Annotated in this window: 12 protein-coding genes; all 12 read right to left on the minus strand. The window is 45.0% G+C overall.

The annotated features are described in order from the left end of the window. Positions 1–21 precede the first annotated feature (21 nt). A complete protein-coding gene (locus NBH07_RS06785) occupies positions 22–1,185 on the minus strand; it encodes a PP2C family protein-serine/threonine phosphatase (RefSeq protein ID WP_005859268.1) in 1,164 nt (387 codons plus the stop codon). Between the two features lie 11 nt (positions 1,186–1,196). Next, complete coding sequence (locus tag NBH07_RS06790) at positions 1,197–2,048, minus strand: sensor histidine kinase (RefSeq protein ID WP_005859269.1); 852 nt, start codon at positions 2,046–2,048, stop codon at positions 1,197–1,199. Positions 2,049–2,050: 2 nt separating this feature from the next. Further along, positions 2,051–3,181, minus strand: coding sequence for a sensor histidine kinase (locus NBH07_RS06795; protein ID WP_009016936.1), 1,131 nt, complete (start codon positions 3,179–3,181; stop codon positions 2,051–2,053). 15 nt (positions 3,182–3,196) lie between these two features. Then, positions 3,197–4,297 (minus strand): sensor histidine kinase, encoded by a 1,101-nt coding sequence (locus NBH07_RS06800; RefSeq protein ID WP_009016935.1) that lies wholly within the window; start codon positions 4,295–4,297, stop codon positions 3,197–3,199. Between the two features lie 19 nt (positions 4,298–4,316). Beyond that, positions 4,317–6,101: a TonB-dependent receptor gene (locus tag NBH07_RS06805; RefSeq protein ID WP_008772738.1), complete on the minus strand. Its 1,785-nt coding sequence runs from the start codon at positions 6,099–6,101 to the stop codon at positions 4,317–4,319. Between the two features lie 9 nt (positions 6,102–6,110). Then, positions 6,111–9,110 (minus strand): tetratricopeptide repeat protein, encoded by a 3,000-nt coding sequence (locus NBH07_RS06810; protein WP_008779244.1) that lies wholly within the window; start codon positions 9,108–9,110, stop codon positions 6,111–6,113. 246 nt (positions 9,111–9,356) lie between these two features. After that, on the minus strand, positions 9,357–9,875 hold the full coding sequence (locus NBH07_RS06815) for an NUDIX domain-containing protein (RefSeq protein ID WP_005859279.1): 519 nt from the start codon (positions 9,873–9,875) through the stop codon (positions 9,357–9,359). Positions 9,876–9,978: 103 nt separating this feature from the next. Continuing rightward, the gene (locus tag NBH07_RS06820; protein WP_005867650.1) at positions 9,979–10,965 is read right to left on the minus strand and encodes an ROK family protein; all 987 of its coding nucleotides are present in this window, start codon (positions 10,963–10,965) and stop codon (positions 9,979–9,981) included. 168 nt (positions 10,966–11,133) lie between these two features. Continuing rightward, positions 11,134–11,511, minus strand: a complete 378-nt coding sequence (locus tag NBH07_RS06825) for a VOC family protein (protein ID WP_005859283.1) — start codon at positions 11,509–11,511, stop codon at positions 11,134–11,136. A 47-nt stretch (positions 11,512–11,558) separates the two neighbouring features. Then, a complete protein-coding gene (locus NBH07_RS06830) occupies positions 11,559–12,281 on the minus strand; it encodes an MBL fold metallo-hydrolase (RefSeq protein ID WP_008779243.1) in 723 nt (240 codons plus the stop codon). A 126-nt stretch (positions 12,282–12,407) separates the two neighbouring features. Then, positions 12,408–14,282 (minus strand): RagB/SusD family nutrient uptake outer membrane protein, encoded by a 1,875-nt coding sequence (locus NBH07_RS06835; RefSeq protein WP_005859287.1) that lies wholly within the window; start codon positions 14,280–14,282, stop codon positions 12,408–12,410. A gap of 36 nt (positions 14,283–14,318) precedes the next feature. Then, positions 14,319–17,702, minus strand: coding sequence for a SusC/RagA family TonB-linked outer membrane protein (locus NBH07_RS06840; protein WP_034526655.1), 3,384 nt, complete (start codon positions 17,700–17,702; stop codon positions 14,319–14,321). Positions 17,703–18,142: the final 440 nt, after the last annotated feature.

Genomic DNA, 18,142 nt, shown 5'->3' on the forward strand with positions numbered 1-18,142 from the left:
TTTTCGTGTAACAAGCCCAGCCTATCCTTTATAAGTCAGCGCCAACATCGTAATATCATCGCTCTGCGTAGCGCCGTTCACGAATGATTGGACGGATTCGGATATACCTTCGATCATGGATTTGGGGGATTGGTTCTTTACGGAGCTACAAGCCTCTACCAAACGGATATCTCCATATTGCTCATTCCGCAGGTTCATCGCCTCACTGATTCCATCCGTATAGAGGAACAAGCTGTCTCCCGCCTCCAGTTTCAAGGATTGTTCTTTATAAGCTAATCCCGGCACGACTCCCAAGGCCATCCCACCAGTCATCGGCAAAAGAGATACCTTATCGTTCTTACGAATCCAAACCGGACGATTATGCCCCCCATTGCAATAAACCACGTCGCCCGTATGGATATTCAAGATCGCATAAAAAGTAGTGACAAACATCCCATTGACACTCTCACGGCACAATAGATCATTCGATTCCTTCATGCAGACCGCCGGGGAAAGCTGCCTAAGCGCCGTAGCACGGATCACCGTACGGCTGATCGCCATGAAAATAGCGGCGGGAATCCCCTTATCCGACACGTCAGCGATCGTAAAACCCAGATGATTATCGTCCACCAAGAAGAAATCATAGAAATCACCCCCCACGGCCTTCGCCGCGCTCATGGTCGCATAGAGATCGAATTGCTTATATTGCGGGAACGGAGGGAACTGCTTCGGCAAGATCGATTGCTGTATCTCACGTGCCACGTTCAAGTCGTATTGTATCTCCTCTAGCTGATGATGTTCCTTTTGGGCCTCCTTGATAAAAGAAATCTGCTCGACCGCCTTCTCGATCGTACGTTCCAGATCCTCCATATCGATCGGCTTGGTAGCGAAGTCGAAAGCACCATGGTTCATGGCGGTACGAATATTCTCCATATCCCCATAAGCCGATACGATGATACATTTCAAGGCCGGGTTACGCATCTCGTTAATCTTCGTCAGCAATGTCAAGCCATCCATCTCCGGCATATTGATATCGCTCAATATGATATCAAAGTCCGGATGGTCCAACATCATCCTCAATGCCTCCAAACCATTATGGGCAAAGGAGAACTCATACTCTCCCTTACGGATCTTCCGACGGAAATATTGGGTTAGCAACGCTTCCAGATCCTGTTCGTCGTCTACGCTTAATATCTTGATCGCCATAATTCTTCTGTTTATTTCGTTAATGGAATAAGGAATATGAAACGGGTAAACTCACCTTCTTTCGATTCCACCTCTATCTTCCCGTCATGCTTCTCCTCTATAATAGATCGAGTGATAGATAGCCCCAAGCCAGTTCCCTCTCCCACCGGTTTCGTGGTAAAAAACGCAGAGAATATCTGCTCCCGGATATTCTCCGGCATACCGATACCATTATCCTCGATACTTAATCTTAAAGAATCTCCCTCCTTCCGTAGATCCACGGATATAACCGGCTCATACCCGATCGGCGAGAGCTTGGATTTACTATAGACCGCATAGCAAGCGTTATTCATGACATTCAATACCGCACGGCTCAAATCCTGCGGGATCACTTTCAGCATCGGAAGCCCCTCCTCGTAATGCTCCCGGATCGCGATATTGAAACCTTTATAGTTCGCTCGCATCGAATGATAAGCCAGCCAAACATATTCCTTCACCAGATTCTTGATATCCGTAGGGATGTACTCGTCATCCTTCCCTCTGGAATAAAGCAAGATACCCCGGATGATACTTGTCGCCCGGTTTCCATGTTCCTCGATCTTCTTCAAGTTACCATGCAAATCGTTAACGATCTCGCTAAACTCCTCATGCAAGGCGGTCAGCTTCTCCCAAGATTCCGGAGGCAAGACATCTTTCTCTTCTTCTAATATATCTTCCAAGTCATCCACTAACTTAGAGGACAGCTTACTGAAATTGATGACAAAGTTGAGCGGATTCTGGATCTCATGCGCGATCCCGGCACTCAACATACCTAAAGAAGATAATTTCTCTAAGTTTTTCACTTGCAAACGTAGCCGTTCTATTTCCTTACTCTGGTCTTCCATATCTATTCCTCCTCTTTAGGCAGTGTAATTGTTTTCGGTTGATATACAGGGATCGTAATTAGAAACTGGGTATATTCTCCTTTCTTACTCTCCACCTCGATGGTTCCCCGATGGTTTTGCACGATCTCACGGCATAGGTAAAGCCCTACGCCGGCCGCTTCCCCCGTTGTCTTTGTCGTGAAGAAAGGAGCGAATATCTTATCTTTTATATTCTCGTCGATACCGGACCCGTTATCCCGGATCGTTATTTCCAGCATATCCTTATTGACTTTCAATCCAAGGAATATCTCCGGACTAAAAGTCACGGTCTCCGATTTCTTCAACAGGGCATACATGGAATTTTTCAATATCCCGGCCAGAACCTTACTGAACTGCTCCACGTTTACCTCCATCATCAAAGACAGCGTCAAATTATCGAAAACAATCCGGATATTCTTCTCTTGAATATCCTGCTCATACGTTTTCTTCAATTTATCCAAGGCGATCCGGCATAATCCGTTTATGTTGGTAAGCGTAAGATTACCTCTTCGGTCTTTCAGCAATTCCTCCATCGCCTTAACGATACGGACCGTATTGAAACCATGCTCAGAGATCTTCTCCAAATTACTGGTCATCATATTCAGCAAATCTACCGAGTCATGATACACATCCGGTTTCAGATACTCTTTCTGACTATCCAGATTTTCCCGGAGATCCTTGGCCAACCCCGATGTTAGATTCGCGAAGTTATTGATATAATTCAGAGGGTTCAAGATACGGTCCACCAAACCTTGAGTCAATTGTCCTACGGTAGCCATCCGTTCCTTACGGACCAGCTCGTCCTGCGCCTCACCCAAGGCTTTCAATGCGGCCGCCAATTTCTCGGATTCCTCTTGGATCGCGTCTTTCTCCGAACGGATCTCCTGCGTACGCTCCTCTACCTCTTTTACCAAATACTCTTTTTGTTTGAGTTTCCGCTTGAAAACCAACTTAGAGATCTGGCAAAACAGAATCAAGAAAAGCAATCCGATCCATTCTTGATGACCGAACTTCACAGATACACAAATACCGACCAAGCTACCCAGCGTAACCCGCTCGCAAAGTTTAATTCGCCTTTTTAACCGATCGATCTCGGTATGTAAATCCTGTATCATGATGAACCTCCTTTCCTAACTATAAATAGGCAACGTAATCGTAACTTCCGTATATTTATCTTTCTCCGACTCGATAGCGATCGTACCCTTATGGTTCAACACGACCTCCCGACTCAAGTAAAGACCTGTTCCTGCCGCTTCCGCGGTCGGTTTAGTGGTAAAGAACGGAGAAAAGACTTTCGTCTTTATCGTTTCTTCTATACCGACGCCATTATCACGGATAACCACTTGCAACTTATCCGCTTGAATACGCAATACCAACGAGACAGAAGGTTGATATCCCGGCTCTCCGGCCTTTTTCAAGACCGCATATATACTATTATCCAATATCTGCAACAAGGCTTTTCCCATCTGATCGATATTCACCTCGATTGTCAACGGTACGGAAAGCCCGGAGAATGATAGATCTACTTGATTCTTCTCGATCTCCTTCGCGTAATTCTTTCGCAAGATATCCAGATTGACCCTACATAAATCATTAATATCCACGCAGGTTCGATTCGCCGAATGATCTTTCAGCAATTCTTCCATCGCTTTTACGATTCGCACCGTGTTATCACCATGCTTGGCGATCTTATCCAGATTGCCGGTCAAAAGAACCAGCAGTTCTTGCGTATCATTATAATTATCGTGTTTACCGGTCTCTTCGTCCTCATCGATATTCTGCTTGATATCTTTCGCTAATGCAGCAGACAAATGAGCGAAGTTATTGATATAATTCAAGGGATTCAAGATACGGTCTACCAGACCTTTCGTTAATTGGCCGATCGATGCCAGACGTTCCTTACGAACCAACTCGTCTTGAGCGTCCGCCAAGGCAGAAAGGGCACGGGATAGTTTCTCCGACTCCGCTTGCATCGCATCCCGCTGGAAACGCAATTCCATCGTCCGCTGTTCAACGAGATTAGAGACGAACTGTCTTTTTCGCAGACGGAATTGCGTATAATACTTTAACAGGAATAGAAGGACTACGGCTCCCACCAAATAATAAACCAGTTCTTCCTTCTTCTGGTAAACCGCCAAGGCGATCCACGCCGTCCCGATCACGGTCAGCGTCTCGATCACCCGCATCCTCCAGCGAAGGCTTTCCAGTTGTTTGATATTTATGTCGCCCATCCTTCCTGTCCTCCGGATATCAGAAATTGATATTCACGCCCAACATCGCATTAAAACTCTGCATCGGATAACCGTAATACAGTTCGTACTTCTGGCAAAGAATATTGGTCAACTTGGCATAAACACCAAAGGTATCGTTGAAGGTATAGGTACCTGTTAGGTTTAGCTCGTTGATGTTATCCATCTTAAACTCATTCATTTTATCGTACGTCATACCAGTGTTCCCATTGACACCCCAAGTCCGTACATTCGCATAACGTCCGGTAGCCAAATAATAATCCAAAGCGATAGATAATTTCTCAATCGGGCGGACGGTCAGGTTCGCATTCAGTTCCATTTCCGGCTTCCCCCACGCATGAGGCAACTCGCCTTCATCCGTTTCCGCTTTCCAATTATTATATACACCTTTCAAAGCAATATCGAACCATTGTTGATAACTATACTTCAAGTTGGCTCCCACGAAAAGTTGCTTCGTGTCGATACCCGGCTCCGCAACACTGAAACTGCCGAAATAATTCGCTGACCAAACATCAGACTGAGTAAACAGCACATCATCGCTCGTTATCTTATATCCGGCGAACACATCAAACCAAAAGCCCGGTGCCACGCCGCTCCGGATACCCAAGACAGCGTCCAGCCAATTGCGCGAGGGCAATAGTTCTGCCATCGGGTAGAGGTAGCGGTTCACACGCGACATCTCGTACATGCTGTTGGAGTACATCTTGCCGCCAGCGTTCACGTATAGCTCCGTCTTGTCGGCCACCTCCACATCGGCGGCTACATTCGGAGAGGCCATGAATTTTGTCTCGTCGCCCGTAGCCAGCATCACGTTCGCACCCAGCTTTAAATTCCAATTATCACCCTCTACCTTATAATAAGGCGACAACATCGCCTCGACATGGTTCTTGAACTCATATTCATAACCTCCTACCTCCGGCAAACTGTAATTGAAATATTCGACCAAACCGCCCAAGCCTACTCGCATATTCCCATTGAAACCAGCGTTCAGATCAAACTTTGCCTCTAGAGTATGCTCCGTAGGGCCGTCCATCACCCTACTTAATCCATATTTATGCGAGAAATTAGTATAACCTAAGTCCAACAAATAGCCAACCTCAGCCTCCTCCTTCGACTCGAAACCTATCGTAGCAGCGATCGTCTGGTTCACTTGGTTGGTTTCGCGATCTCTCTGTAACAAATCCTCCGAAGGGGCATAACTGGATGTAGGATCAGACAATGCCGCCCCATAATAATTGAATGCGGAGTAGCCGTACTTCGCTCCGATACTGAATATCGTCTTCTCGAAAGCGTGCTTGTAGTTGATGCCTCCCAAGTTGTCATTGATTTTCGCCTTGACATCATAATCCTTTGGCTTTCCGTTCGTGGAGCGATGCGAATACCATAGATTCAGCTGATCCTTCTCAGTACTCAGGATATGATAGCCCAAGTCTCCGTTGATATTCATGCGCGTACCCATACCAAAGTTAAAATATCCCCGACGCTTGTTGTAATCCATCTGCGTCATGATATTTCCGGAAGGCAACAAACTAATCTCTTTCTGCGGATCGGCGGCGATCGTATAATTCGAGTAATCGATCGGGATCTTACGAACCTCCGGCTCTTTCACCACGGGAAGCGTATTTACCTTGCTAGCGTCCTGCACGGAAGGATCATACTCCCGTTCAAGCGTCATCTCTCGGTTCAGGTTCTTTTCTTTCGTAACATCCTCTTGCGCACTCGCAGCAGCAGCCGAACCCAGCAAAGCTACCACACACAACGCCTTTACATTATATATAGTCTTCATCGCTTTCTTTTATTTCTTTAGTTTACCCAATCTGTCTTCGATCATCGCGGCGATCTCATCATCGCCCTTGTAGTTGTTTTGCAAACTGGTCAGATATTGACGAGCTTGGAAATCATCACCTTGGCGGATATAAATATCAGCCAACAAGATAAAGCCCCGTGCCAACCAATATTGGTGAGGCGTACCGTTCTCGATGAAGTTCATCAAGACAGTCTCGGCATTCTTATCATCCTTATTATCATAATACAATTGAGCCAATAGATATTTAGCCTCCGCCCCGTGTATCGTACGGGTATCCTTGCTGATCTCCTTCAAGTCGGCCAACGCCTTGTTCTCCTGCTTCAAGCTGATATAAGCCTTCGCACGGACATAACGGGCCTCGGACATAATCTCGGGAGATAGCTTCGGTTCCTTCAGCAAATCGTTGGCGGCAAGCAAAGCCTCTTGCGGCTGACCGGTCAACTCGGCGCAACGCATCAAGCCCAATTTAGCGGCCTCCTTATTCTCCGGATTCTCCGCTACCGCCTGTAGATGCTTGAAACTTTCCATAGCGGCGGCGTAATCCTTATCCAGATACTCGATCTCAGCCTTACGAGCCCAAGACTCTTCCCTGAATTTCGTATCACCGCTCTCCAATACCAACGAGAACAGACGTTTCGCCTCCTCCAGATCTTTCTTGGCAAAAGCGATACTTGCCAAATAGAAATTAGCGTTCGAGCTAAACGCTCCCTGCGGGAAGGTTTGCAAATAATTCGTCAAGCTACGACGAGCGCCCTCATTATCGCCTCGCATAAATAACTTCTCGGCCGCCAGATAGGTCAAGGAGTCTTGCTCACTCACCTCGAAACGAACATTTCCACCTAACGAATTCGCATAGGCGGCAAACGAATTGATATCGTTCAGCTCGATATATACGGACTTCAAATCTTGCAAGGCCACTTTCGCCTCCTCGCTACCCGGATAATTGCTAATCACGCTCTTATAAGCGTCGGCCGCTTTCTCCGGCTGATTGTCGTTGAAGTAAATCAAACCAAGCTGTACGCCGGCCTTACGAGCCAGACTGCTTTGCGGGAAATCACGCATCAATTGCTCAAAGCTTGCCGCAGCCGCTTGATTGTTATCCAATAACACGTAAGAACGTCCTTTCTCGAACAAGGCATCATCCACATATTGTGATTCCGGGAACTCACGGATCAAGCGATCCATCACGCTGATCTTTCCCTTATAATCTTTCTGCAATCCCAGCAAGAAGCCCTTCTGATACACCGAATAATCTCCGGCGGACGGTTGCAATTGCGCCGCACGGGTATAATTCTCTTCCGCCATAGCGAACTGACGGTTGTGGAATAAACAATCGCCGATACGATTATAAGCGTCCGCATAAGCCGGAGTCTGCTGATTGCTTTCCAAATTCACGTATTGACGGAAACGGTTCAACGCCTCGCCATACTCTTTCAATTTGAAGTAGCTGTAACCTAAGTTATAATGTGCCAAGGCATACATATCCGTATTACGTTGGCGGGTATTATTCAAATAGGTACGATAATCGGAAATCGCCTTGTTATACTCACCTTGGCGATAATAAGATTCCCCACGCCAGAAATAAGCGTCGTTACGAGATTCCAGATTATAAGCGCCCAACGAGATCGCACGGCTGAAAAGATCGACCGCCTTATCCAATTCCATATTCGTGAACGCCTGCGTTCCCAACTGGAATAAGATATCTTGCTTCGCCTCCAAGATCTTCGTGCTCGGATGCTTGATCTTATCGATAGAGTTCAGAGCCGCTTGATAGTTCTTGGTAGTCAAATAAACCTCCACCAGATAATCGTTTACCTTATCGGCATATTTGGAATTCGGAAAATCATTCAAGAAATCCTCGAAGATTGTCACCGACTCGCCAAAGCCCGTGAAAGCGGTCTCGTGGATCAATAAAGCGTAATTATACATAGCCGCCTCTTTCACTTGCTTATCGAAAGAAGAAGTCGCGGCAGCCTCGAAGGCCATACGGGCGTTATTCTTATCTTTTAATTTCAGATAACTTTGCCCCAGATACAGATAAGCGTTCTGCGAAAGGGCATCGTTCTCACGTACGGTCCGCCCCAAAGCGTTCACGGCGCTACTGTAATTACCCTTATTGTAATAACATACGCCCAAGATATATAAATCGCCCCTCAACGGGCTATCCGTCGAGGATACATATTTACTCAGCATATTAATCGCCTGATCCTCATTTCCCAGATGATAGTAGGCGTTACCCATGATACGGTAAACCTCGCTATTGTTCTCGCTATCCGGATAAGAGGCTAGCAATTCCTTACCTTCGCTGATCACTTTCTCGTATTTATTCTGGATAAAATAAATTTGCGTGATATAGTACAAGGATCGCTCTTTATAATCAGGCAAGTCCTTCAAGCGGGTAAATTCCACCAAGGCATTGTTGTATTTACCGGTTGCGTAATCGATATAAGCGACATAATAGGTAGACGCTTCCCGGTACTTCGTTCCAATCTGCTCGATCCGTGCGAAATAACCACGGGCCTTCTCCATATCCCCGATTTGCAACAAGGAATAAGCCAGACGGAAACAATAAGCCTCCTGTTGTTCCGGACTTAGCATATCAATGTTCGATTCGTTAAACCAAAAGATAGCTTTCTGATACTCTCCCTGTCCGAAATGGGCGGAACCGATCAAGAAGTTCACCTCGTCCGCATGACGGGAAGCCGGGTACACATCCAGATAATCTTTCAATAACTCAACGGCATTGGGACGGCCTTGCTCATAAGCGGAGTAGACCAACATATAATCGGCTTCTTGAATCAAGTCGGCATCCGTGGAATGCTGTTTATACGCCTCCAGCTTATCGATGCAACCTGAATAATTCTTCAAACTAAACAACTCCTTGCCTTCGACAAACAAACGGTTCGGCGCATCAAATTGATACGATCTCTGCCCGCTTGCCATGTGGCTGCCTACTACCAGACACAGCGGAATAAGTATTCTTTTCATCACTCATTTGCTTTTTAATACAAGCACTTACTTCAGTGCCTATTCGTTCTAATTCGCAAATATAAGTAATATGCGCCAAACAGAAGGCAAGTTCTATTAATATTTAGGACAACACGTTCTAAAATTATCTCTATGGAAGATGATACACCTTATAGGGAGAAGATGTATTATCTTACAACGACAAGATGTATCATGTTGCAACGATAAGATATATCATCTTTCATTTTCGTACAATTTTCCTAATTGTTATTTTCTAAGATAGGCTGGTACCGCCTTTCGGATAGAGTCTAAACCGAAGTCTTCCGGATTCACATTCTCCGGGCGAAGGATCACGATCTCGGCGGCATCATCTTCCGCATGCACGTTATTGAAATCATCTACCAAGCACTCATAAAACATATCCAGCGTATGCACCTCAAAGCCGGAATACATATATAAATTAGGCAAGGAAAACAAATAACGGCAATTCTGGATATGCAACCCCGTCTCCTCCCTTACTTCCCGGCGAGCGGCCTCCTCCCCCGACTCAAACATATCGACGAAGCCACCGGGCAAATCCAATGTACCTTTAGCCGGCTCTTTTCCTCGGCGAACCAGCAATAACTCCCCCTTAGCGTTCTTTATGAAACAAGCGACAGCCGACGACGGGTTGAAATAATAAACAAAACCGCACGCCATACATTTTTTCGCTTTCTCGTTATGTTCCACGAAAGCTTTTGCCCCGCAAACCGGGCAAAACTGAAATTGATACAACGGATGTCTCATACTTTATGATTTATAATTCAATTAAAAACAACAAGCCGCACCTAAATATAGATGCGGCTTGCCTTATTTCGCAAATGTCTTTTCGTTATACGTAAAACCGGATTTAGACTTCCAAACCAGCGCTTTGGTCTCTTACTTCCCAACCCAAAGCACTTGCTCCTAATACGGCAGCGTCGCTCTCTTTCAATTGAGAGAATAATAATTTAGTCTTACCTGCGTAAACCTTCAACATATTTTTCTCCATTGAACGTTTAATCGGGTTCATGATCAAATCGCCAGCTTTCGTAAGACCGCCAAACAAAATGATAGCCTCCGGGCTAGAGAATGCTACGAAATCAGCGAAAGCCTCTCCCAACATAGAGCCGGTAGCCTCGAAAATCTCAAGAGCGATCTTATCATTCTTCATAGCTGCGTCGTATACGTCTTTTGAAGTGATTTCATCCGGATCCAAGTCGCGAAGAACACTCTCGTCCTTACGGATTTCCAGATATTCACGAGCCGTACGAGCCACACCGGTAGCTGAAGCATAAGCCTCCAGACATCCTTGGCGACCGCAACCACACTGACGACCGTTGTTACGACGCATGATAACGTGGCCCAACTCACCGGCAAAACCGTCATGTCCGTATACCAAGTTACCACCGATTACGATACCGCTACCCACGCCAGTACCCAAAGTGATCACGATAAAATCTTTCATACCGCGAGCGGCTCCATAAGTCATCTCACCGATAGCGGCAGCGTTGGCGTCGTTTGTTAAAGCAACAGGAATACCATCGATCTGTTCGCTGATCAATTGAGCCAAAGGAATCTTACCTTTCCAAGGCAAGTTCGGAGCGAATTCGATACATCCGTTGAAAAAGTTTCCGTTCGGAGCACCTACACCCACACCTTTAATCTTATCCGGACCACCAGCCTGATCAATAACAGACTTCAGACCTTTAGCTAATTCCGCTACATAGTCATTAACGTCTGCATATTTACCAGTCTTAATTGATCCACTATACAAGATTGTTCCTCTTGCGTCAACTACACCAAAAACAGTGTTGGTACCACCTATATCGATACCTACTACATAAGGCTTCTCCATGATTTTATATTTAGGATTAATAATGATTTTCCTCTTTCTAGGTAGCAAATATAAGAGGTTTAACACAAGTTGCAATACGATTTGAAGAAAATTTTACAGATTCCTGTCATTTTATCTTCTTTTTTCGAAAACTTATGTTAAGCAACATTGTTATATAATAATGGAGAATTATCGCAACGGTAATATCTCGATCCAATAGTCATCCGGATCATTAATAAAATACAATCCCATCTTGGTATTCTCGAAGCAAACCGCTCCCATTTCCTTGTGGTATTTACGTACCTCCTCATAATCGCCGGCTACCCGGAAACAAAGATGGCTCTCATTGTCGCCTAGCTCATAAGGTTCTTTCCGGTCACGCAGCCAAGTCAGCTCCATCAAGAAACCGGTTTGCTCATCCGTTAGATAAACCAAGATAAACGAACCGTCTTCCGCTACCTTACGATGGTGCTCTTTCAATCCCAACGCTTTATTATAAAAAGCGATACTCTTATCCAAATCCAATACATTAATATTGAAATGGTCAAATCTACCTTTAACTTCCATACCTAATAAATTTATGCGTTTAAAATAACCTATACATTAATAATATATTATATATCCGTCCCTTCTCCCGGAACAGACAATACGATATAACGACATCCTTTCGATTCGGCGTAAGGGCCGAAAGCCATAACCTCCGCCGGACGTTCCCAAAAGTGCATCGGGACAAATACGCTTGTTTTTATACGATCGATAAATTGCTGGGCGCCCCTCATGAAATCGGTACCCAAACGAGGATCGACCGGGAACATGACGAGATCCATCACAGAGGTTTCTTTCGCTATTATATCCAGTTCCTTCAAGTAATTACCCTCAGCCTCGGCTACCTCTTGCGGGGTGGACTCGTCTTTCCAATGCCAATTATTCAAGTCGCCGGCATGGAAGATCCGTCTGCCTTCTGTCTCTATCAGGAAAGAGATCCCCACATCCGTGGAACCAAATGCCTTGATGGTCAGAAGTTCATCTTGATAGGCATCCCCCTTCTTCAAATAAATAGCATCATCAGCCTTGGCCCTCCGACGCTTCAATATATCCTTGGAAAAGATATATTTGATATCCGGCTTCTGCTCTTTCCATTTCAATACTTCCGGATGAAAATGATCCGGATGAAAATGCGACGCTAATATATATAATGTGCCCGCACGCTTCAAGAGTTCGCTACGCACGTATCCCTTGGCCGGGTCCGGATCGCTATCCTTGAAATAATCGATCAAGATCGAAAAGCCATCCGCTTCCAAAGCGAATCCGCTATGATAAATATACACCAATCTCATAATGATCCTCATTTATTGTTTATCTTAAGAACACCGAACCTCACCGGGTTGTTGAATTCACGGTACAAATATACAAAAGGCCGGACATATCACATGCCCGGCCCACAATGATTATCAACTTACAATTTATTTCCAGTTCTCATTCTGGACTAATACGCCTTCCATGGTGACAATTTCATCGTTAGGGATCGGAAGTGTCACTAATCTATCCGGATACGTAGCCGATTGGTACTTCAGCAAATATCTCTTTTCATAAGCCAAGAAGCCCGAACCTTTATTACCCAGCTCCTCAGAAGCCGCATTCCAGCGCACAAGATCATACCAATGATGCCCCTCCATCGCCAACTCGATCCTACGCTCGAAACGCAAGGCTTTTATCGCCTTATCCACTGTCCAGCCACTCGCAGGATACAAGCCGATGCGATAATTAGCCGCCGTATTAGCAATGGTATTTCCGCTCACCTTATCCTCCAATACATATGGAGAAGAAGTTAAAGCCATATTGTTATTCGCGTCGGCAGCCATGATACAACTTTGTGCGGCACGTGCGCGAACTTTGTTGATATATTCTCTGGCAGTATTGATATCACCCGTTTCTATACAAGCCTCAGCATAAAGCAGGTAAAGCTCAGCTACACGCATCAAGTGGAAGTTCTTGGCAGTTGAGCCACCGGTTGTAGTCAAGCTCAAGCCTCCCTTATCCGCCTTTTTCGGCAGGTTCTTCTTATTCAAGAACGGACCGCCATTCGCCAAATCACGAATCCAGCCATCGATAGTAACTGGTATATCCCAATCCATATAGGGCACATTGAAACGACCCGCAGATACATCAACCCGAGGATCCGTATAAACCGTCAAATCCGTATGAGGTACATTATCGCCATCAATTGTCGTAACCGAGGTTTTGCTTTGATACGACTTATCGAGATAAGGCAATCCATTCTCATCCACCATATGCGCATTCACCAAGTCATAAGAAGGCTGGTAGAATCCCCAGCCGGAACCAATCTTGCCAGACAATGAGATATGAGAGTTACCATTGATCGCGTTGGTATAATACTGCGTACCGGAGATTGCCATCTGGACGTCAAACACAGACTCGCCCGTCCAGTCGCTCTCGCCCGCCGTGTAAAGCGTCTCATAACTCGGGGTCAAGGTATATTTCGTGCCCTTGCTATCCGTACCATTAGCGATAACCGTTTCTAAAATCGATTTAGCCTCCGTCCATTTGTTGGAGGTTCCATTCGTTCCATTATAGGGAGAAGACTGGAATATTCTCAGTTTCGCCAAAAACGCTCCAGCCGCCCATTTGTTGGCACGACCGGGCTCTTCCGGCCATGCGCCGGGAAGATTATCATAAGCATACTGCAAATCTTCAGCCACCTGTTCCCAAATATAAATATAGTTACCGCTCTCATCCACATTCGATATCAGTGGGTTCACGGACGACTCATAATCCTCCAAAGATACATAAGGAATAGCCGCCCCAAAATTCTTGATACCCTCAAACAAATAAAAACCACGCATGAAACGAGCTTGGGCTATGGCCTCGGTATAAAAATCTTTCTCCTGTCCCGGTATAGCGGAAAGCTCATCTTTAATCAAACCGGCCAAATGCATGACATTATTAGCACGAGCCACCGCATCGTATACTGCCACCCATTTACGCTTGATATAGGAATTATCGGTCGTAAAGCTAAAAGTCTCCAACAACGTGAAGTCCGATTGGTCCGCAGCCGTTGACCCCTTATTAGCGTCACCGCCCATCACATCACCATACGTATAGTTTGTCAAGCTTGCCCCAAAATAAGAGTTAGTCGTAGCCGCCGGAATATTTAACGCTGAATACATGCCGGTAAGAAGATAATTAATACCTTCCTGATCCGTTAAATTGGTTTCATTAACCGCACCTACTGGTTCGATCTCCAAGAAATCGGAACAAGATGTGCTGCCTAACGCGAGAACCACCGCCATCGCAAAATATATAAGAACTTTTTTCATAATGAATTCAAATTAATCGTTTATAAAGCACATACGTTAGAATGTCACATTCACACCCATCAAGAACTGACGAGGCATACCATAAGATCCATAATCGATACCTTTATTCATATCGCTTGATACATATTCGTTCTCGAACGAAGTATGCGAACGAACCTCCGGATCCAATCCATCATAACCGGTTATCGTAAACACGTTACTGATCTGGCCGTATACACGTATCTTCTCGAAACCGATCTTCTTCAGCAACTTCTTAGGCAATGAATACCCCAAAGTCAACGTCTGCATCCGAAGATAAGAACCATCTTGCACATAATTGGAGTTCGATTCGTTACCAGCCTCGGGGCCCTCGGTCGAGGTCGTTGTCCACAAAGGATAAATACCGTTCGGATTATTCACCGGATCCCAAGATTTCGCCAAACGATCTTTCGAATAATTAGACTGCAAGTTTCCAAACATCGTATAGTACTCGTAGTGTTTGTACAAATCATTTCCAATCGAGTAATACATGTAAGTACTTAGATCAAAATCTCTCCAAGTCAAAGAGATATTGAAACCTCCGGTCAAATCAGGATGAGGATTACCGATAATCGTACGGTCATCCGCGTCGATCTTACCATCGTTGTTCACGTCTTTCATCTTATATCGGCCTACCCATGCGGAAGCGACCAAATCGTTTTCCGTAGCCACACCATAAGGCAGAACGCCCGAGGAAATAACATCTTGCTCATTTTGATAAATACCCTCAATCTGATACCCGTAGAACATTCCGACAGGTTGGCCCACCGTAGTAATATTCACCTTGCTCAAACGAGTATCGTTGAACAAATCAGAAGATCCCAACCGGGTAACCTCATTCTTGTATCTTGAGATGTTAGCCGTGATGTTATAACCGAACTCGCCAACTTTGTCCCTCCATCCAATGGACAAATCAACACCTCTGTTCTTCATATCACCGATATTGATACTAGGCTTTGATGCGTTACCAACCAGCGCAGACCAGTTAGCAGGCACAAGCAAGTCTGAGGTATTCTTTACATAAAAGTCAAATCCGGCGGTCAATCGGTTACTCAAAGCCGTAAGGTCGAAACCTATATTAAACATTTTTGTGGTTTCCCATTTAGCGTCCGAGTCACCCAAGTTCGAGAGCACATAACCGGGAGAAGTCTCTGAATCCGATCCCGTGATAGGATACATATAATAATTTCCCGTACCATACTGGAACGCATAGTTGTAAGAACCAATATTCGAATTACCGGTCGTACCATAACCGGCACGCAGCTTAAAGTCATCCAACCATTTCCGGGTAGGCTCCATAAATTTCTCGTCAGACATACGCCATCCCAAGGAGGCGGAAGGGAAGTTACCCCAACGGTTCTTGGAGCCAAACTTGGAAGAAGCGTCGCGGCGAATCGTGAATGTCGCCAAATATTTACCCTTATAAGAATAGTCCGCACGTCCGAAAAGGCCGAACATAGTCACTTTTCTTTGATAACGGCTAGAGTTACCTATATTAGAAGAAGAACCATTATCCAGTGTCCAAGTATTCGGATCGCTCTCGAAGATGTAATCGATACGGGTTCCTTGCATATAACGGCCGACACCTTGTTTGATAGCCTCCGTACCCAAAACAACGGTAATATTATGATCTTCATGAATCTTCTTGGTATAAGTAGCCGTATTTGTCCACTGCCAGTTCAAACGCCAGTTGCCCGTCTCAGTCAATGTATTGTTGGCAGAAGCCTCTTTGTTCGCCATATTTTGACGTTCGGTCATCTCCAAACTCCACATACCATTCAAGCGAGCGCTAAACTGAGAACGAAGCTTCAGACCTTCGATCCAAGGATTGGAAAGCTCGGCAAAAACCGCAGTCTGTCCATGAAACATGCGTGTCCAATCATTCTCATTCATAGCTACCTGATGCACGGCGGAAATATCACGGCCCGCATTAGGTGCCACGGATCCCGTATAATCACCTCCTACATTATATATAGGTACCCACGAATTCATGGTATAAGTCTTAGCGAACGTGTTCGCATCTCCTTGACGACCAGACTCTCCTCCCGTTTCCATAGCGGCAAGGTTCGTATTTTGGCCCATCGTGAAATACTTATTAGGATTATAGGTCGTATTCGTACGTAAAGAGTAACGTTTGAAATAAGAATTCTGGATCGTACCCTCTCGATTTGTATAACCCAAAGAGACAGAATAAGTAGCTTTCTCGCCACCACCCACCAAAGAGATCTGGTGATCTTGGATCTTTCCGGTCTGTACAATCTCATCGTACCAATTGGTACCCTTACGAGCCTCCGCATCGGAATAACCGTCGGCCAACATCTGATAATACGCGGATCGGGCCCAAGAGCTGCTTCCATCGTCTACATACGACTTTTCCCAAGCCTCTACGCTCCCATACATATCAATAATCTGCTGTTCGCTATAACCGGCCGGCTTAATCGCATAAGGCATCGAAATACCTTTACCACCCGTAGCGGCGATTTGCCCGAATTGAGGATGAGAGGTTGCCAAACCACGATAGTTATACAGATTCTGCTGTCCTAATTCCTCGAATTCCATCGATTCCCAACCGTTCAACAAATCATAACCGCTGTTAGCCATCTTAGCGACACCAAAATATCCATTATAAGAGACACGAACACGATCAGCACGCGTACCCTGCTTCGTCGTAATGATAATTACGCCATTCGCACCTTGTGCACCATAAATAGCGGTAGCTGAAGCATCCTTCAACACTTGCATAGACTCAATATCATTCGGGTTTACGGAACTGATATCCACCCCGGATACACCATCCACAACAATCAACGGGTCTGAACTATTAAGAGAACCCACACCACGAATACGGATCGTAGTCTCACCGCTGGGACCTCCGGAATTAGAGATATACACACCGGATGCTTTTCCTTGCAAAGCCTCGGCGAAAGTCGCCACCGGAGTCTCGTGGATAGCGTCTGTAGAAACAACAGCAACAGAACCGGTAATGTCCTTCTTCGATTGCGTACCATATCCAACTACTACCACTTCATCCAAAGCTTGAGTATCTTCCACCAATTGAATCCTCACATTCGTCTGACTACTTTTTAAAGGAATTTCTTGACTGACATAGCCAATGTAAGACACAACTAAAATCGCATTACTAGGCACACCTTCTAAAATAACACGTCCGTCCATATCGGAGATATTTCCGATAGTGGTTCCTTTAACAAGGACATTTGCCCCTACAATTGGTCCGGCTTTGTCTGAAATAGCACAAATGACTCTACGTCCATCTTGTTGTAGGCTACGAGTTCCTACGTTTGGTGTTAAATCGCCAACTTCCGCAGCGATGATGGGATATCCGCCGCAAAGGAATAAAGAGGCTCCCAGAAACACCTGTCTCCAAAATACTACATTACTCATAAAATTAGAATTTAAGGTATAAATCAAAAAAACACAATCTACTTAACAATTTGATTTTTTCATATAGACACAACATCACAACTTGTAGCTATTACTCATCTATCTTATGGTCTAAATGTTTTTTCATAAAACGACTAGTTGAAACGATCGTTTCATTTAGTCGTTTGTAAAGATCTGTCTTTTTTTTGACACATGCAACTTTTTGTTCATTTTTTTTTATTTTATCTTATTGCTAATGGGAAAGATAACCTTTTCTTCCCACAAAAAAGCTCTTCTTTTTCAAATCCTCTTTCCCCCTTCTCGAAAACGCAAGATTTAAACGATCGTTTCAACTAGTCGTTTTTTTTAATATCATGAAAAAAACAAGAAGTGATTTTCATAATTAAAACCATGATAATGAAGAAGCTACACAAAAGAAGTTGAAAAGAAGAGAGTGATGT

Source organism: Parabacteroides sp. B2-S-102 (genome assembly GCF_023656665.1).
GTDB classification, from domain to species: domain Bacteria; phylum Bacteroidota; class Bacteroidia; order Bacteroidales; family Tannerellaceae; genus Parabacteroides; species Parabacteroides distasonis.